This window comes from Aestuariivirga litoralis (assembly GCF_003234965.1).
Taxonomy (GTDB): Bacteria; Pseudomonadota; Alphaproteobacteria; order Rhizobiales; family Aestuariivirgaceae; genus Aestuariivirga; species Aestuariivirga litoralis.
On the sequence record NZ_QKVK01000004.1, the window covers coordinates 219,264 to 237,057 of the forward strand.

Consider the following 17,794-nt stretch of genomic DNA (forward strand, 5'->3'; position numbering starts at 1 on the left):
TCCGCCGAATGGTGATCCCACACTCATGGGGACTTGGTGCCAATGCGCCGTTTCGACTTCGTCGTCACCTGCGTCTGCTGCGCGATGCTGGGTTATTTCGGCTGGCATGCCTACAAGGGCCCGCGCGGCTTTCCCTACCGCGATGGCCTGGAGGTGAAGGTCGCCACCCTCAAGGACAAGTACGAGGGGCTGCAGGCCCAGCGCGAAAAGCTGGAGAGCAAGGTGTCGCTGCTGCGCCCCGAGAGCATCGACCCCGACCTTCTTGACGAACTGGCCCGCGGCAACCTCGAGCTGGCCAAGCCGACCGACGTGGTGGCTTTCACGTCACGGCAAATCTCCGAGTGAAATCCGGGCTGTAAACCGAAATCCGGTTAATCCGCTAAACCGCCTGCATTCTCAACGATTTAATGCTATGAAACCTCACGTGGTCATGGCTGGAGGAAGCATTCATGGCGGTCAAGTCGGCCTATATTTCGAAGAAGGCGGCCAAGGGCGAGAAGGGTGACAAGCCCAATCTCACCAACAGCGGCTTCACGACGGAAGAGGAACTCTACGCCTATCGCGAGATGCTGCTGATCCGCCGCTTCGAGGAGAAGGCCGGCCAGCTCTACGGCATGGGCTTCATCGGCGGCTTCTGCCACCTCTATATCGGCCAGGAGGCCGTCGTCGTGGGCATGGAAATGGCCCAGAAGGAGGGGGATGCCGTCATCACCTCCTATCGCGACCATGGCCACATGCTGGCCGCCGGCATGGACCCCAAGGGCGTCATGGCAGAGCTCACCGGCCGCAAGGGCGGGCTCTCCAAGGGCAAGGGCGGCTCCATGCACATGTTCTCGAAGGAGAAGCAGTTCTATGGCGGCCACGGCATCGTGGGCGCCCAGGTGCCGCTCGGCGCCGGCCTTGCCTTCGCCAACAAGTATCGCGGCAACGACAATGTCTCGGTCGCCTATTTCGGCGACGGTGCCGCCAACCAGGGCCAGGTCTACGAGACCTTCAACATGGCCTCGATCTGGAAGCTGCCCGTCATCTTCGTGATCGAGAACAACCGCTACGCCATGGGCACCGCCGCCACCCGCTCGACCGCGCAGGCCGAGCATCTGGGCGCGCGTGGTGCGGCCTTCGGCATCCCCTATGAGCAGGTCGACGGCATGGACGTGCGCGCCGTGCGCGATGCCGCCGAGCGCGCCATCGAGCATTGCCGCGCGGGCGAGGGCCCCTACATCCTTGAGATGATGACATACCGCTATCGCGGCCACTCGATGTCGGACCCGGCCAAGTACCGCTCCAAGGAAGAAGTGCAGAAGATGCGCGAGGAGCATGACCCGATCGAGCAGGTGAAGGCGCGCATCCTGACGGCCAAGCTCGCCACCGAGGACGACCTGAAGAAGATCGACGCGGAGATCCGCGCCATCGTGACCGAGGCCGCGGAATTCGCCCAGAACGATCCGGAGCCGGACGCCTCCGAGCTCTACACCGACATCTACGTGAACGCCTGAGCCGGGGACGCCAATGCCATCCATCCTCATGCCCGCCCTGTCCCCCACCATGGAAGAGGGCAAGCTCGCCAAGTGGCTCAAGAACGTCGGCGACATGGTGAAGCCCGGCGATGTCATCGCCGAGATCGAGACCGACAAGGCCACCATGGAAGTGGAAGCGGTCGATGAAGGTCCGCTCACCGCCATCCTCATTCCCGCCGGCACCGAGAACGTGAAGGTGAACACGCCGATCGCCGTCATCGGCGAGGCGGATGCCGCACCTGCGCCGAAGGCGGAGGCGAAGCCCGCCGAAGCCCCGAAGGCTGATGCTCCCGCCGTTGCCGCGCCTGCCGTGCATGCCGCCCCGCAGGCGGCCGACCCCGAGATTCCCGCCGGCACCGAAATGGTCACCATGACGGTGCGCGAGGCCTTGCGCGAGGCCATGTCGGAAGAGATGCGGCGTGACCCGGAGGTCTTCCTCATGGGCGAGGAGGTGGGCCAGTACCAGGGCGCCTACAAGATCTCGCAGGGCATGCTCGACGAGTTCGGCGAGAGGCGCGTCATCGACACGCCGATCACCGAGCACGGCTTCACCGGCCTCGCGGTCGGTGCAGCCTTCGCCGGGTTGAAGCCCATCGTCGAGTTCATGACCTTCAACTTCGCCATGCAGGCGATCGACCAGATCATCAACTCCGCCGCCAAGACGCATTACATGTCGGGCGGCCAGCTCAACTGCTCGATCGTGTTCCGCGGGGCGTCGGGTGCCGCCGCCCGCGTCGCCGCCCAGCACAGCCAGGACTATGCCGCCTGGTATGGCCACATCCCGGGCCTCAAGGTCGTCCAGCCCTACTCGGCGGCCGATGCCAAGGGCCTGCTGAAGTCCGCGATCCGCGATCCGAACCCCGTCGTCTTCCTCGAGAACGAGATCCTCTATGGCAAGAGCTTCGAGGTGCCGAAGGTCGAGGACTGGCTGGTGCCCATCGGCAAGGCGCGCATCGCGCGGGTCGGCCACCACGTCACCATCGTCTCCTTCGGCATCGGCATGACCTATGCCCTGGCCGCGGCGGAGAAGCTCGCCGCGGAAGGGATCGAGGCCGAGGTCATCGACCTCCGCACCATCCGCCCGATGGACCTGGCGACCGTTATCGAGAGCGTGAAGAAGACCAACCGCTGCGTCTGCGTGGAGGAAGGCTTCCCGCAATTCTCGGTCACCAGCGAAATCGCCGCCCAGGTGATGACGCACGCCTTCGACTACCTCGACGCGCCCGTCGCACGCGTCGCCGGCAAGGACGTACCCATGCCCTATGCGGCCAATCTCGAAAAACTGGCGCTGCCCAATGCCGATGAGGTGGTCGCCGCAGCAAAGGCTGTGCTCTATGTCTGACCACGATCACCACCACCACAACCACCACGGCGAGATGCACCCGCACCAGCTGGAGCCGCCGCATGAGGTATTCCACGATCCGAAGGCCGGCGAGGTCGCCCGCGCCTGGATCACCAACGGGGGCCTGAGCCTCTCGCTCCATGCCATGGCCTTCGGCACGCCCGACGTCTGGGGCCATGTGCTGGCCGGCATGGCGCAGCAGGTGGCCGCCGCCTGCGCCGAGATGGGCCACGGCAACCCGTCCGACAATTTCGCCGCCATCCGCAAGGTGCTGAACGAGGACCTGAACAAGGTCGCCGCCCAGCTCTCGCCGCTCGCCAACAAGGGCTGAGCCGACTGACGACAAGCATCGCCGGGGCTCACGCTCCGGCGGTGAAGTGCAAGACGAATGGGGAACTCCGACGATGCCCGTAAACGTGCTCATGCCCGCCCTGTCGCCCACCATGGAGAAGGGCAAGCTTGCCAAGTGGCTCAAGAAGGAGGGCGACGCCGTCAAGTCCGGCGACGTGCTGGCCGAGATCGAGACCGACAAGGCCACGATGGAGGTCGAAGCCGTCGATGAGGGCACCGTCGGCAAGCTGCTGATCCCCGCCGGCACCGACGACGTGCTGGTCAACACCCCGATCGCCGTGATCCTCGGAGAGGGCGAGAAGCTGGGTGATGCGCCGAAGCCCGCCGCCGCGCCGCAGGCCGCTGCTGCCGCGCCGGCGCCTGCTGCCGCAGCACCCGCTGCTCCCGTGGCAGCACCTGTCGCCGCTGCCGCGAAACCCGAGGGCGCCCGTGTCTTTGCCTCGCCGCTCGCCCGCCGCGTGGCCAGGCAGAAGGGCCTCGACATCGCGGCGCTTCTCGGCTCGGGCCCGCACGGCCGCATTGTGCTGAAGGACGTCGAGAACGCCAGGCCCGGTGCGGCACCCGCCGCAGCGAAATCCGCTGGCCCCGCCATGGCGACTCCGCCGTCGGACGAGCAGGTGCTCAAGCTCTTCGCCGAGGGTTCCTACGAACTCGTGCCGCACGACTCGATGCGGAAAGTGATCGCCCGCCGTTTGACCGAGTCGAAGCAGACCATCCCGCATTTCTATGTCTCTGTGGATGTGACCCTCGATCACCTTCTCGAACTCCGCGAGCGGCTGAACCTTCAGGCGCCGAAGGACAAGGAGGGCAAGCCCCTCTGGAAGATCTCGGTCAACGACTTCATCATCAAGGCCATGGCCATGGCCCTGATCAAGGTGCCGGACGCCAACGTCACCTGGACCGAGAGCGCCATGGTGAAGCACAAGCACGCCGACATCGGCGTGGCGGTGTCGATCCCCGGCGGCCTCATAACCCCCATCGTGCGCTCGGCGGAACTCAAGGGCCTCGCCCAGATCTCGTCCGAGATGAAGGACTATGCGGCGCGCGCCAGGAACCGCAAGCTCAAGCCCGAGGAATATACCGGCGGCTCGGCGGCCGTCTCCAACATGGGCATGATGAACGTCAAGAGCTTCGCCGCCATCGTCAACCCGCCGCATGCCTCGATCCTCGCCATCGGCTCGGGCGAGCGCCGCCCGGTGGTGCGCGGCAACGACATCGTCATCGAGCAGCAGATGACCATCACGCTCTCCACCGACCACCGCTGCATCGACGGCGCACTTGGCGCGGAATTCATCGGCGCCATCAAGTCCTATCTCGAAGAACCCGGCCTGATGCTGGTGTGAGGCGAGAGATGAAGACCATCCTCGCCTTCGGCGACAGCCTCACCTGGGGCTTCATCGCCGGGAGTTTCGAGCGCCACCCCTTCGACGTGCGCTGGCCCAATGTGCTGGCCGCCGGGCTTAAGGGCAAGGCCCGCGTCATCGAGGAAGGCCACAATGGCCGCACCACGGTGTTCGACGATCCGACCACGCCGGATGACCGCAACGGCTCGCATGTGCTTCCCGTTCTGCTCTCCACCCACACGCCGCTGGATCTCGTCATTGTCCTGCTCGGCACCAACGACATCAAGTTCGCCAACCGCTGCCGCGCCTTCGATGCCTCGATGGGCATGGCGCGGCTGGTGCAGATCGTCCAGACCTTCCCGTTCCTCGACTGGGCGCCGCGCCCGCAGGTGCTGATCGTCGCCCCGCCGGCGCTCGTGCCGACGGAGGATGAATGGTTCAACGACCTCTGGGGCCATGCGATCGCGGAGTCCAAGCAGTTTGGCAAGCATTATGCCCGCGTGGCGGAGGAGATGGGCGTCCATTTCTTCGACGCCGGCACGGTGGCCAGGGCCGACAAGACCGACGGCGGGCATCTCGACGCCGAGAACACCAGGGCCATCGGCACCGCGCTGGTGCCGGTGGTGAAGCGGATTTTGTCTCTCTGACCCCACTCTCATCATGGCCGGGCGTGTCCCGGCCATCCTTTGAGGGCGGCGGACAGGGAACAGATGCCCGGGACAAGCCCGGGCATGATGAAATGCTATTGCCCCATCATGGCCGGGCCCGTCCCGGCCATCCTTTGCGGGCGTGAATGACGAGGAGCAGACCATGGCCGACACGAACTTCGACATCATCATCATCGGCGGCGGCCCCGGCGGCTATGTCGCGGCGATCCGCGCGGCGCAACTCGGCTTCAAGACGGCAGTCGTGGAACGCGAGCACCTGGGCGGCATCTGCCTCAACTGGGGCTGCATCCCGACCAAGGCGCTGCTGCGCTCGGCCGAGATCTACCACTACATGAAGCACGCCAAGAACTACGGCCTCTCGGCGGACAACATCTCGTTTGATCCCGCGGCGATGGTCCAGCGCTCGCGCGGCGTGTCGGGCCGCTTGAACGGCGGCGTCACCATGCTGCTGAAGAAGAACAAGGTCACCGTCATCTGGGGCGAGGCGAAGCTGACGAAGCCCAACGAGATCGTGGTCTCGGCACCATCGAAGCCCGCCGTCCAGCCGCAGAACCCGGCGCCCAAGGACAAGCTGGGGCCGGGCACCTACACGGCGAAGAACATCATCATCGCCACGGGTGCGCGTCCGCGCGTGCTGCCGGGCCTCGAGCCCGACGGCAAGCTGGTCTGGACCTATTTCGAGGCCATGGTGCCCAAGGCCATGCCGAAGTCGCTGCTCGTCGTCGGCTCCGGCGCCATCGGCATCGAGTTCGCCTCCTTCTACAATGCCATGGGTGTGGACGTGACGGTCGTCGAGCTGATGGACCAGATCATGCCTGTCGAGGACGCCGAGATCTCCAAGATCGCCCAGAAGCAGCTCGAGAAGCAGGGCATCAAGTTCAAGCTCGGCGCAAGAGTCACCAAGCTCGACAAGGCCGCCGACAGCGTCACCGCGACGATCGAGGCCGGCGGCAAGTCGGAGCAGCTGACCGTCGATCGCGTCATCTCCGCCGTTGGCGTCCAGGGCAATATCGAGGGCCTCGGCCTCGAGGCGCTGGGTGTGAAGACCGAGAAGGGCTGCATCGTGATCGACGGCTATGGCCGCACCAACGTCCCGGGCGTCTATGCCATCGGCGACGTGGCGGGCCCGCCGATGCTCGCCCACAAGGCGGAGCATGAGGGCGTCATCTGTGTCGAGAAGATCAAGGGCCTGGACGTCCACCCGATGAAGAAGGAGCAGATCCCCGGCTGCACCTATTGCCACCCGCAGGTTGCAAGCGTCGGCCTCACCGAGGCCAAGGCCAGGGCGGCGGGCTATGAACTGAAGGTCGGCCGCTTCCCCTTCCTCGCCAATGGCAAGGCCATTGCGCTCGGCGAGGACCAGGGCCTGGTCAAGACCATCTTCGACGCCAAGACCGGCCGGCTTCTGGGCGCCCACATGGTGGGGGCGGAAGTGACCGAGCTGATCCAGGGCTTCGTCGTCGCCATGGGCCTCGAGACCACCGAGGAGGAGCTGATGCACACCGTCTTCCCGCATCCGACCCTGTCGGAAATGATGCACGAGAGCGTGCTCGACGCCTATGGCCGCGTCATCCACATGTGAGGAGGCCTGCTGCCCCGGCGCTTGATGGCGCGGCGGGCAGGGCCTATCTTTGCAACATCAAGGGACGGGAGAAAGACACATGGAACCCAACCACCTCATGGACCTCGGCGGCGGCGTCGGCTGGATCGGCACGCTGTTCATCGGTGCCCTCGCGGGCATCATCGCCGACAAGGTGATGAAGACCAACCACGGCCTGCTGATGAACATCGTCATCGGCATCGTCGGCTCCTATATCGGCGCCTTCCTCGCCAATGCGCTGGGCATCCAGCTGGGCGAGATCTTCAGTGGCTGGTTCTGGGGCAACCTCATCGTCGCCGCAGTCGGCGCGGTGGTGCTGATCTGGCTGCTGCGCCTCGTGCGGGGCAGATAGAACGGGCCCATGGTCACCATCGTCGACAACAAGCCGAAGCCGCGCCACCCCGAGAAGGCGCACAAGCCCGACACGCCCATCCTGCGAAAGCCGGAATGGATCAGGGTCAAGGCGCCGGGTTCGGCGGTCTATGCGGAAACGCAGAAGATCGTGCGCGACAACAAGCTGGTGACCGTCTGCGAGGAGGCGGGCTGTCCCAACATCGGCGAGTGCTGGTCGAAGAAGCACGCCACCTTCATGATCATGGGCGACACCTGCACCAGGGCCTGCGCCTTCTGCAACGTGAAGACGGGCCTGCCCGAGGCCCTCGTCGCCGACGAACCTGAGAAGGTGGCGGATGCGGTGGCCCGCATGGGTCTGTCGCATGCCGTCATCACCTCGGTGGACCGTGACGACCTCGCCGATGGCGGTGCAAGGCATTTCGCCCGGGTCATCACCGCGATCCGCAAGGCCTCGCCCGCGACCACCATCGAGGTGCTGACGCCGGACTTCCTCAAGAAGGATGGCGCGCTCGAAATCGTCGTTGCGGCGAAGCCCGACGTCTTCAACCACAATCTCGAAACCGTGCCGTCGCTTTACCTGAAGATCCGCCCGGGTGCCCGCTACTTCCACTCCCTGCGCCTGCTGCAGCGGGTGAAGGAACTCGACCCCTCGATGTTCACCAAGTCCGGGATCATGGTGGGCCTGGGCGAAACGCGCGAGCAGGTGATGCAGGTGATGGACGACATGCGCTCGGCCGACATCGACTTCATCACCATCGGCCAGTATCTCCAGCCCAGCCGCAAGCACGCGGCGATCGACCGTTTCGTGACGCCCGACGAATTCAAGGGCTACGAGACCATCGCCTATGCCAAGGGCTTCCTGATGGTGGCGGCAACGCCGCTGACGCGCTCCTCCCACCATGCGGGCGATGATTTCGCAAGGCTGCGTGCCGCCCGGGCCCAGCGCGGCTGATGCCCCAGTTCAGCGTCAGCCGGAGCGTTCCCTATACGGCGGAACAGGTCTTCGCCATCGCGCGCGACGTGGCGAAGTACAAGGAGTTCCTGCCGCTGGTGAAGCGCTCCCTCGTGCGCGGGGTGAGGATGGACGAGCAGGGCCGCGAGCATTTCGAGGGCGAGCTTACCGTCGCCTATGACAAGCTCCGCATCGAGGAGGTGATGACGAGCCGCGTCACCGTCGACCCCGCAGCCCTCACCGTCACCGCGCGGTCCGACCAGGGGCCGGTGAAGCACCTCGTCTCCGAGTGGAAGATTGTGCCAACGGGGGAGAGGCGCTGCGACATCAATTTCACCGTCGACTACACGCTGAAAAGCAAGATGCTGCAGATGGTCCTGTCCGGCATGTTCGACATGGCGGTGCGCAAGATCATGTCCGCCTTCGAAGAGCGCGCAAGGCAGCTCTACGGCCCGGCGATCTCGTAGGCCATTTCCACCGCCACCCGCACCGTCTCGAGCCGCACGGCGTCACGCCCGATGTCGCCGAGGCGCAGCTCGCGATGTACCGTCGCAAAGCCGCGGCGCGCGGCCGCACAATGCACCAGCCCCACGGGCTTCGCCGCCGTACCGCCGCCGGGGCCGGCGACACCCGTCACCGCAATGGCCACATCCGCCGCGCTGTTGGAAAGCGCGCCCGCCGCCATGGCGCGTGCCACGGCTTCGCTCACTGCGCCGTGCTGCGCGATCACCTCCGCCGGCACGCCGATCATCCGCGTCTTCGCCGCATTGGAATAGGTGACGAAGCCGCAGTCCAGCACGTCGGATGATCCGGCGACGGAGGTGACGAGCCCCGCGATCAGCCCACCGGTGCAGCTCTCCGCCGTGGCGAGCATGAGCTTGCTGCGGCGGCAGCGGTCGATGAGGGACGCGGCACGGGCAGTGAGGTCGGGGGGGAACATGGTGCTCACGTTCCGACCCTCCAAACTTCCGTCACCCCGGCGAAAGCCGGGGCCCCGCTTTGTTCGGGAACCACGTGGACAGAAAGCGGGGTCCCGGCTTTCGCCGGGATGACGGAACAATGTGGTGCGACCTGAAGACAGAGCCTCACGGCAACCGCACCGTCACCGTCGCATAGGCCATGATGCCTTCCTTGCGGCCGATGGCGCCGAGTTTTTCCATGGTCGTCGCCTTCACCGCGATGCGCGAGCCGTCCACGTGCAGCAGCGGCGCGAGATAGGCGCGCATCGCGGCGACGTGCGGTGCGATCTTCGGCGCCTCAGCCAGGATCGTAATGTCGGCATTGGCGATGATGCCGCGTCTGGCTTCCAGCAGTTCCACCGCCTTCGCCAGGAAGATGCGCGACGGCGCTCCCTTCCATTGCGGGTCGGAGGGCGGGAAATGCGTGCCGATGTCGCCTTCGCCGATGGTGCCGAGGATGGCGTCGGTGAGCGCATGCATCGCCACGTCGGCGTCCGAATGGCCCTTGAGCTTCTGCGAATGGGGAATCGCGATTCCGCAGAGGATCACCGCATCGCCATCATCGAAGGGGTGGACGTCGATCCCTTGCCCCACGCGCACGTCCGGGCGCTGGGCCAGCTCGCGGCCGGTCATCTCGCGGTCGGCAGTCACGATGTCGTCGGCAGTGGTCAGCTTGCGGTTCTCCGTCTCGCCCGCCAGCATCGATACGGCAATGCCGGCATGCTCGGCAACCGAGGCATCATCCGTCAGCCCCTGCGTCTGCTCGGCCTCCGCCTTGCGGTAGGCGGCGAGGATCCCGTCATAGAGGAAGCCTTGCGGCGTCTGTGCGGTCCAGATGCCAGCGCGGTCCACCGTGCGGCTCACCAGGCCGCCGGGCGCGTGTTTCAGCGTTTCCGCCACCGGCATGCCGGGAACGGCGGCCGGGAAGCGGTCGAGCCACGAGATCACGTTGTCGATGAGAGCGGCGGAGACGAAGGGCCGTGCCGCGTCATGGATCAGCACCTTCGTCGGCTTGTGCCGCCCCACGGCCTCGATGCCGATGCGGCAGGACTCCTGCCGGGTCGATCCGCCGATGACGGGAAGCGGGATGTCGAGGCCCTTCACGGCCTCGGCGAACATCGCCTCGTGGCCCTCGCCGATGACGGGCTGGACGTGGGCGACGGCGGGGTGCTCGAGGAAGGCCCGGCAGGTCCACCAGATCACCGGGCGGCCCCCGATCAGCTGGTATTGCTTGGGGCGTTCGCCCCCTGCGCGCAGGCCGGAGCCACCGGCCACGATCACTGCCGCAACTGTCATGAGCCTGCTGTAGCAAGCGGTTGACACCCCTGCAACAAAGGCTCTTGACGCAATGCAACATCGGGTTATGTTGCCTCTAAATTATACAGCACAGGTGGCTGATTAAAAAATGGGCATCAAGATCGGCCCCATCGAGACCCGCAACCGGGTCTTCCTCGCCCCCATGTCGGGCGTGACGGACGAACCCTTCCGCACGGTTGCGCATGAACATGGCGCCGGCCTTGTCGTGAGCGAGATGGTGGCGAGCGAGGAACTGGTGAACGCGCGGCCCGACATGCTGCGCCGCGCGCTCGGCGCCGAGAAGCTCTCGCCCTTCGTCATCCAGCTCGCCGGCCGCGAACCGCACTGGATGGCGGAAGGAGCCCGCGTGGCGCAGGACATGGGTGCCGAGATCATCGACATCAACATGGGCTGCCCGGCGCGCGAGGTGACGGGCGGCCTCTCCGGCTCCGCCCTGATGCGCAATCTCGACCATGCCGAGAAGCTGATCGAGGCCACGGTGCAGGCCTCTTCCGTGCCCGTCACGCTCAAGATGCGGCTGGGCTGGGACCACACTTCATTGAATGCGCCTGAACTCGCTTGTCGCGCCGAAGCCCAGGGTGTGCAGCTCGTCACCGTGCATGGCCGCACCCGCTGCCAGTTCTATGGCGGCAAGGCCGACTGGTCGGCGATCGCGCGCGTGCGCGAAGTGATCTCCATCCCGCTCATCGCCAATGGCGACGGCGCCTCCGTGGACGACGCGCGCGAGATGCTGGCGAGGTCAGGGGCCGATGGCGTGATGATCGGCCGCGGCGCCTATGGCCGCCCCTGGTGGCCCGGCGTCATCGCCGAGGGCCTCGATGAGGGCACGGGCCGTACGGAGCCAGCCCTCGACGAGGAGGCCCGCATCGTGGCCGAGCACCACGAGCGCATCCTCCTTGCCCATGGTGCCCATCACGGCAACCGCGTGGCCCGCAAGCACATCGGCTGGGCCATCACGAGGCTCGCCGAGCGCAACCACATCACGGCGGAGCAGGCGTCGCACTGGCGCGCCACGCTGCTCCGCAGCAACGACAATGGCGCGGTGCGCGAGGGCCTGCTGACGCTCTACGACACCGTCCAGGAAAGGTCCGCGGCATGAATGCGCCACTGAAGGAACGTCCGCCCGCACCCGATGCGCCCATGCCCAAGGCGGTGGTGGATGCGCTGCCCAACCCGCTCATCGTGCTTGATGCCGAGGAGCGCATCTGCCTCGCCAATGTCGCGGCGGAGGATTATTTCCAGGCCTCCAGCAACGTGCTGCTGCGCCACAAGCTCTCCGACCTCGTGCCCTTCTCGAGCCCGGTCTTCGGCTCCATCGCGCAGGCCCGCGCCAGTGCGGGTGTGGTCAACGAGTATTCCGTCGCGGTGGGAACACCGCGGCTGGGCGGCGAGCGCCTGGTCGACGTGCAGGCGACCCTCATGCACGACGATCCGCGCTACGTGATACTCATGTTGCTTGAGCGCTCCATGGCGCACAAGATCGACCGGCAATTGACGTCGCGCGGGGCGGCGCGCTCCGTCTCCGGCATGGCCACCATGCTGGCGCATGAGATCAAGAACCCGCTCGCCGGCATCCGTGGTGCCGCACAACTGCTGGAACCCACGCTCAATTCCGATGACCGGGCGCTTGCCCGCCTGATCTGCGAGGAGACCGACCGCATCCGCGACCTCGTGGACCAGATGGAGGTCTTCTCCGACGAACGCCCGCTGGAGAAGAGCCCGGTCAACATCCACGCCGTGCTGGAGCGCGTGAAGCGCCTCGTCACCGCGGGGATCGGGCAGGGCGTCAGCGTGCGCGAGGATTACGACCCCTCGCTGCCCCCCGTGCTCGGCAACAAGGACCAGCTGGTCCAGGTCTTCCTCAACCTCGCCAAGAACGCGGCGGAGGCGATCCAGCACAATGGCGAGGCGGGCGAGATCCTGCTCACCACGGCCTTTCGGCCCGGCATCCGCCTCACCGTGCCCGGCACGCAGGAGCGCATCACGCTTCCCCTCGAGGTCTGCGTGCATGACACGGGGCCGGGCGTGCCGGAAGAACTCCGCCCCAACATCTTCGACCCCTTCGTGACCACCAAGCCCGGCGGCAAGGGCTTGGGCCTCGCGCTGGTCGCCAAGATCGTGCGCGACCATGGCGGCATCATCGAATGCGTGGGCCGCGAGCGCGGAACGACGTTCCGCGTGCTGCTGCCCATGCTGCGCGGCACCGCGGCCCCCCGTGATTTTGATGGAGACAACGCATGAGCGGCAAGACGGTCCTGATCGCGGATGACGACAGCGCCATCCGCACCGTGCTGAGCCAGGCGCTGAGCCGTGCGGGCTATGCCGTGCGCTCCACCGCCACGGCGGGCGCGCTCTGGCGCTGGGTCACCGAGGGGCAGGGCGATGCCGTCATCACCGACGTGGTCCTTCCCGACGAGAACGCCTTCGACGTCATCCCCCGCATCAAGAAGCTGAGGCCGACACTCCCCGTCATCGTGATGAGCGCCAAGAACACCATCATGACGGCCATCACCGCGGCCGAGCGCGGCGCCTATGACTATCTGCCCAAGCCCTTCGACCTCAACGCGCTCGTGCAGACGGTTGGACGCGCGCTGGAACAGTCGCAGAAGCCCGCACCGGCCAATGGCGCCAGCCAGTCGGAACAGCTGCCCATCGTCGGCCGCTCGCCCGCGATGCAGGAGATCTACCGCATCATCGCGCGCCTCACCCAGACCGACCTGACCGTGATGATCGTGGGCGAGTCCGGCACCGGCAAGGAACTGGTCGCCCGCGCGCTGCATGACTATGGCCGCCGCCGCAAGGGTCCCTTCGTCGCCGTCAACATGGCGGCGATCCCGCGTGAGCTGATCGAGTCGGAGCTCTTCGGCCATGAGAAGGGTGCCTTCACCGGAGCTACCTCGCGCATGGCCGGCCGCTTCGAGCAGGCGGAGGGCGGAACGTTGTTCCTCGACGAGATCGGCGACATGCCGCTCGAGGCCCAGACGCGCCTTCTGCGTGTCCTCCAGCAGGGCGAATACACCACGGTGGGCGGCAATGCCCCGATCAAGACCAATGTCCGCATCATCACCGCCACCCACCGCGACCTGCGCCAGCTCATCAACCAGGGCAGCTTCCGCGAGGACCTGTTCTACCGCCTCAACGTGGTGCCGCTGCGGCTTCCGCCGTTGCGCGAGCGTTCGGAAGACATTCCGGACCTCGTGCGCCACTTCCTCGCCCAGGCCGTCAAGGAGGGCCTGCCGCGCAAGGACCTGTCGCGTGAGGCGATCGAGCGGCTGCAGGCCCACCGCTGGCCCGGCAATGTCCGCGAACTCGAGAACCTGTTGCGCCGCCTCGTCGCCATCGAAATCGAGGACACGATCCCGTCCTCTGCCATCGAGCGCGAGCTCGCCGCGGCGCCGCCGCAGCAGGCCGCCGAGCAGGTGGACTTCTCGGGCGCCAGCCTGCCGGAATTCATGGAGAACTACCTCTCGCGCTATTTCGCCAGCTTCGGCAGCGGGCTGCCGCCGGCAGGGCTCTATGAGCGCATCCTGGCCGATGTGGAGCCTGCCCTGCTGCGCGCCGTGCTGGCCGCCACGGCCGGCAACCAGCTCCGCGCCGCCGAGCTGCTGGGCATCAACCGCAACACGCTGCGGGTGAAGCTGCGCGACCGCCAGGTGAAAGTGGTGCGCGGCCTTGGCTGACGCTACGGCACTGTCGCAAATAGGACACATTTACTGTTGATTTCCGGCAACAGGTTCTGCTGAACAGGTTGCATGATCGAACGAACGCATCGCCGGCTGCTCGACCGCGTCCGCCGCTTCACCGGCGTGACCGGGTTCGTGCTCGTCCTCGCCGGCGTGGCCTGCGGCCTTGCGACCTTTGCGATCCTGACCGGCATGACGCCGATCACGCCCAATGCCGACAACACCTTCCTGCTGATGCTGCTCAACGGCGCGGTGCTGCTGGTGCTGGCGCTGCTCATCCTGGGCCAGATCCTGTTCCTGCTCATCGAGCGGCGCAACGGCACGCCCGGCGCTTCGCTGCAGCTGCGCCTCGTCTCGCTGTTCAGCGTCATTGCGGTGGTGCCGGCCATCGTGGTGGCGGTCTTCGCCACGGTCACGCTCAATCGCGGCCTCGATGCCTGGTTCTCGCAGCGCACCCGCGCCATCGTCGATTCCGCCGTCTACGTTGCGGAAACCTACGTCCACGACCATGGCGAGGCGGTCCGCAACGACGTGGCGCAGATCGCCGCCGACCTGTCGCAGCACCGCGAACTCTTCGACAAGGAGCCCAACAACTTCATCCGCCGCGTCGCCAACCATGCTCTGCTGCACGGCCTTCCCGCCATCTTCATCTTCGATCCCGCCAAGCAGAAGGATGGCAAGCAGGAGTTCATCGCCCGCGTCGTGGCGCGCGAAACCTTCTCGTTCTTCCCGCCCAACAAGACCTATCTCGAACAGGCCGACAAGGGCGAGCTCGTCGTCATCCAGCCGGGCGAGGGCGGCAACGTGGTGCGCGGGCTGATCAAGCTCCCCAATTTCGGCGATGCCTATCTGATGGTCTACCGGATCATCAACCCGTCGATCCAGAAGCAGCTGCGCGACGCCCAGGAGGCGAAGAAGGAATACGACCGGCTGATGTCGCAGCGTCTCGGCGTCCAGCTCACCTTCGGCATGATGTTCGCGCTCGTCGGCTTCATCCTGCTGCTCGCCGCCATCTGGGTAGGCCTGTGGTTCTCCGACAAGGTGGTGGCGCCCGTGGTGCGCCTGCTCGACGCCGCACGCCGCGTCTCGGGCGGCGAGCTCGACGCCAAGGTGACGGTGGTCGAGGGTCCGAAGGACCTGCAGACCCTGTCCAATACCTTCAACCTGATGACCGACCACCTGAAGCAGCAGCGTGACGACCTCGTTGCCGCCAGCGACGCCATCGATGCGCGCCGCCGCTTCACCGAGGCGATGCTGGCGGGGGTGAGCGCGGGCGTCATCGGCATCGATCCCTCGGGCCGCATCTCGCTGGTCAACCGCTCCGGCCTCACGCTGCTCGGCCGCAGCGAGAACGAGCTTATCGGCGAGCCCGCAGAAGTGGCGCTGGAGCCCTTCCTGCCGATTTTCGAACAGGCGCTCACCAGGCCCTCGGGTTTCGCCGAAGGCCAGGTCGACATCGAAAGGAAGGGCGAAAGCCGCAGCCTCTTCGCGCGGGTCACCACGGAAAGCTCGGAAGACGCCTCGCACGGCCATGTGCTGACCTTCGATGACATCACCGATCTCGTCTCCGCCCAGCGCAACTCCGCCTGGGCCGACATCGCGCGCCGCATCGCGCATGAGATCAAGAACCCGCTGACGCCCATCCAGCTCTCGGCCGAGCGCCTGAAGCGCAAATATGGCGGCCAGATCCACACCGACAAGCACGTCTTCGACCAGTGCACCGACACCATCATCCGCCAGGTCGGCGACATCGGCCGCATGGTGGACGAGTTCTCCTCCTTCGCCCGCATGCCCAAGGCGATCCCCGAGCCGCAGGAGCTCGCCTCCATCGTGCGCGAGGCAACGGTGCTGCAGCGCGTCTCTTCCTCCGACATCGACATCGAGCTCGATGTCAGCCACGGCGAATTCGTCTTTCCCTTCGACCGGCGCCTCATCACCCAGGCCATCACCAACCTGGTCAAGAACGCGCGTGAATCGATCGAGACCCGGTTGCAGAACCAGCCGGAGCCGCGCGGCCACATCGAGGTCATCGCCGGCGTCAATGACGAGCACCCCTTCATCCGCGTCACCGACAATGGCATCGGGCTCCCGCGCGAGAACCGCCACCGCCTGGCCGAGCCCTACATGACGACGCGCGAGAAGGGCACCGGCCTCGGGCTTGCCATCGTCAAGCGCATCATGGAGGAGCATGGCGGCCGCCTCGTGCTCGAGGATGCGCCGATGGCCGACGGCATCCAGGGCGCGCGCGTCACACTCCTTTTCGACAAGATCGCCGCCCATTCGAGTGCGGCGGAATGAAAGTGCAGGGACCTTGAATGGCAGCTGACATCCTCATCATCGATGACGAGGCCGACATCCGGGAGCTCATCGCGGGCATCCTGGAGGACGAGGGCTACGAGACGCGGCTCGCGCATAATTCCGACGCCGCACTTGCCGAGGTGGCGCAGCGCCGTCCCTCCCTCATCATCCTCGACATCTGGCTGATGGGCTCGAAGCTCGATGGCCTCGATCTCCTGAACATCATCAAGGAGAAGCACCCGGAGGTGCCGGTCATCATCATCTCCGGCCACGGCAACATCGAGACGGCGGTCGCCGCCATCAAGCGCGGCGCCTATGAATATATCGAGAAGCCCTTCAAGGCCGACCGCCTGATCCTCGTCGTCGGCCGTGCGCTCGAAACCTCCAGGCTGAAGCGCGAGAACGAGGAGCTGAAGGGCCGCTCGGGTGCCGAGACCGAACTTCTCGGCAATTCCGCCGCCATGCGTCAGCTGCGCCAGCTGCTGAAGAAGATCGCGCCTTCCAACAGCCGCGTGCTGATCACCGGGCCCATGGGTGCGGGCAAGGAGCTCGCCGCCCGCACGCTCCATGCATTGTCGCTGCGCGCCAACGGTCCCTTCGTCACCTTGAGCGCCGCCGCCATGGCGCCCGAGCGCATGGAGGAGGAGCTGTTCGGCGTCGAGGACGGCAGCGGCGCCACCCGGCGCGTCGGCGCGCTGGAGGAAGCCCATGGCGGCACGCTCTACATCGACGAGCTTGCCGACATGCCGCTCGAAACCCAGGGCAAGGTGCTGCGCGTGCTGGTCGACCAGACCTTCTTGCGGGTGGGCGGCGCGAAGAAGGTGAAGGTCGACATCCGTGTCGTCTCCTCCACCAGCCGCGACCTGCCGGGCCTCATCCAGGTCGGCCGCTTCCGCGAGGACCTCTATCACCGCCTCGGCGTGGTACCCGTGCAGGTGCCGGGCCTCACCGAAAGGCGGGAGGATATTCCCGACCTCATCCATCACTTCACCAAGAGCTATTCCGCTGCGTCCGGCCAGCCGATGCGCAAGTTCGCCGAGGACGCGATTGCCGTGCTGCAGACGCGCGAATGGGCCGGCAACGTGCGCGAGCTGCGCAACAACGTGGAGCGCATCCTGATCCTCGCCAGCGGCGAGGGCAGCTCCGAAATCACCGCCTCGATGCTGCCCTCGGACACCGGGGGCGCGGGTGCGGCGGCTGCCACCTTCGGCATCGAGCACCTGCTCGTCCACCCGCTGCGCGAGGCGCGCGAGGCCTTCGAGCGGGACTACATCACCGCCCAGCTCGGGCGCTTCGGGGGGAACATTTCGCGCACCGCCCAATTCATCGGCATGGAGCGCTCGGCGCTGCACCGCAAGATCAAGCTCCTCGGCCTCACCGGCCGCAGCGAGGAGGACACGGAACTGTGAA

General features: G+C 66.3%; 17 protein-coding genes. 15 read left to right on the top strand and 2 right to left on the bottom strand.

The window, feature by feature from the left end; genetic code table 11:
- The first annotated feature begins 42 nt into the window (after window positions 1–42).
- The 10 genes from DK847_RS10855 to DK847_RS10900 all read left to right on the top strand — a co-directional run bounded on the left by DK847_RS10855 (window position 43) and on the right by DK847_RS10900 (window position 8,594).
- Window positions 43–345 (top strand): FtsB family cell division protein, encoded by a 303-nt coding sequence (locus DK847_RS10855; RefSeq protein ID WP_111198527.1) that lies wholly within the window; start codon window positions 43–45, stop codon window positions 343–345.
- A 104-nt stretch (window positions 346–449) separates the two neighbouring features.
- Window positions 450–1,496 (top strand): pyruvate dehydrogenase (acetyl-transferring) E1 component subunit alpha, encoded by a 1,047-nt coding sequence (gene pdhA, locus DK847_RS10860; RefSeq protein WP_111198528.1) that lies wholly within the window; start codon window positions 450–452, stop codon window positions 1,494–1,496.
- Between the two features lie 13 nt (window positions 1,497–1,509).
- The gene (locus DK847_RS10865; protein ID WP_111198529.1) at window positions 1,510–2,859 is read left to right on the top strand and encodes a pyruvate dehydrogenase complex E1 component subunit beta; all 1,350 of its coding nucleotides are present in this window, start codon (window positions 1,510–1,512) and stop codon (window positions 2,857–2,859) included.
- Window positions 2,852–3,190 (top strand): DUF5076 domain-containing protein, encoded by a 339-nt coding sequence (locus tag DK847_RS10870; RefSeq protein ID WP_161957234.1) that lies wholly within the window; start codon window positions 2,852–2,854, stop codon window positions 3,188–3,190. Before DK847_RS10865 ends, DK847_RS10870 begins: the two co-directional genes overlap by 8 nt.
- Window positions 3,191–3,263: 73 nt before the next feature.
- On the top strand, window positions 3,264–4,553 hold the full coding sequence (locus DK847_RS10875) for a pyruvate dehydrogenase complex dihydrolipoamide acetyltransferase (protein WP_111198531.1): 1,290 nt from the start codon (window positions 3,264–3,266) through the stop codon (window positions 4,551–4,553).
- A gap of 8 nt (window positions 4,554–4,561) precedes the next feature.
- Window positions 4,562–5,200 (top strand): SGNH/GDSL hydrolase family protein, encoded by a 639-nt coding sequence (locus DK847_RS10880; protein ID WP_111198532.1) that lies wholly within the window; start codon window positions 4,562–4,564, stop codon window positions 5,198–5,200.
- Window positions 5,201–5,363: 163 nt separating this feature from the next.
- Window positions 5,364–6,803: a dihydrolipoyl dehydrogenase gene (gene lpdA / locus DK847_RS10885; RefSeq protein ID WP_111198673.1), complete on the top strand. Its 1,440-nt coding sequence runs from the start codon at window positions 5,364–5,366 to the stop codon at window positions 6,801–6,803.
- A gap of 79 nt (window positions 6,804–6,882) precedes the next feature.
- Complete coding sequence (locus DK847_RS10890; RefSeq protein WP_245414587.1) at window positions 6,883–7,173, top strand: GlsB/YeaQ/YmgE family stress response membrane protein; 291 nt, start codon at window positions 6,883–6,885, stop codon at window positions 7,171–7,173.
- Window positions 7,174–7,182: 9 nt separating this feature from the next.
- Window positions 7,183–8,127: a lipoyl synthase gene (gene lipA, locus DK847_RS10895; protein ID WP_111198533.1), complete on the top strand. Its 945-nt coding sequence runs from the start codon at window positions 7,183–7,185 to the stop codon at window positions 8,125–8,127.
- Window positions 8,127–8,594 (top strand): type II toxin-antitoxin system RatA family toxin, encoded by a 468-nt coding sequence (locus DK847_RS10900; protein ID WP_111198534.1) that lies wholly within the window; start codon window positions 8,127–8,129, stop codon window positions 8,592–8,594. Before lipA ends, DK847_RS10900 begins: the two co-directional genes overlap by 1 nt.
- On the opposite strand, the gene DK847_RS10905 is transcribed toward DK847_RS10900, so the two are convergent.
- Window positions 8,573–9,067, bottom strand: coding sequence for a CinA family protein (locus tag DK847_RS10905; protein WP_111198675.1), 495 nt, complete (start codon window positions 9,065–9,067; stop codon window positions 8,573–8,575). The two genes, DK847_RS10900 and DK847_RS10905, sit on opposite strands and share 22 nt — an antisense overlap.
- Before the next feature lie 145 nt (window positions 9,068–9,212).
- Window positions 9,213–10,382 (bottom strand): bifunctional 2-C-methyl-D-erythritol 4-phosphate cytidylyltransferase/2-C-methyl-D-erythritol 2,4-cyclodiphosphate synthase, encoded by a 1,170-nt coding sequence (locus DK847_RS10910; protein WP_111198535.1) that lies wholly within the window; start codon window positions 10,380–10,382, stop codon window positions 9,213–9,215.
- Window positions 10,383–10,491: 109 nt separating this feature from the next.
- Between DK847_RS10910 and dusB the strand changes: the two genes are divergently transcribed.
- From dusB to ntrX, 5 genes are all read left to right on the top strand, one after another.
- Window positions 10,492–11,502 (top strand): tRNA dihydrouridine synthase DusB, encoded by a 1,011-nt coding sequence (gene dusB / locus DK847_RS10915; RefSeq protein ID WP_111198536.1) that lies wholly within the window; start codon window positions 10,492–10,494, stop codon window positions 11,500–11,502.
- Window positions 11,499–12,644: a two-component system sensor histidine kinase NtrB gene (locus DK847_RS10920; RefSeq protein ID WP_204508302.1), complete on the top strand. Its 1,146-nt coding sequence runs from the start codon at window positions 11,499–11,501 to the stop codon at window positions 12,642–12,644. Before dusB ends, DK847_RS10920 begins: the two co-directional genes overlap by 4 nt.
- Complete coding sequence (gene ntrC / locus DK847_RS10925) at window positions 12,641–14,083, top strand: nitrogen regulation protein NR(I) (RefSeq protein WP_111198537.1); 1,443 nt, start codon at window positions 12,641–12,643, stop codon at window positions 14,081–14,083. The genes DK847_RS10920 and ntrC overlap by 4 nt, the downstream gene beginning before the upstream one ends.
- Window positions 14,084–14,155: 72 nt before the next feature.
- Window positions 14,156–16,384 carry a sensor histidine kinase NtrY-like gene (locus DK847_RS10930; RefSeq protein WP_111198538.1) on the top strand — a complete coding sequence of 743 codons (2,229 nt, stop codon included), beginning with the start codon at window positions 14,156–14,158 and terminating at the stop codon, window positions 16,382–16,384.
- A 17-nt stretch (window positions 16,385–16,401) separates the two neighbouring features.
- Window positions 16,402–17,793: a nitrogen assimilation response regulator NtrX gene (ntrX, locus tag DK847_RS10935; RefSeq protein WP_111198539.1), complete on the top strand. Its 1,392-nt coding sequence runs from the start codon at window positions 16,402–16,404 to the stop codon at window positions 17,791–17,793.
- The last annotated feature ends 1 nt before the right edge of the window (window position 17,794 follow it).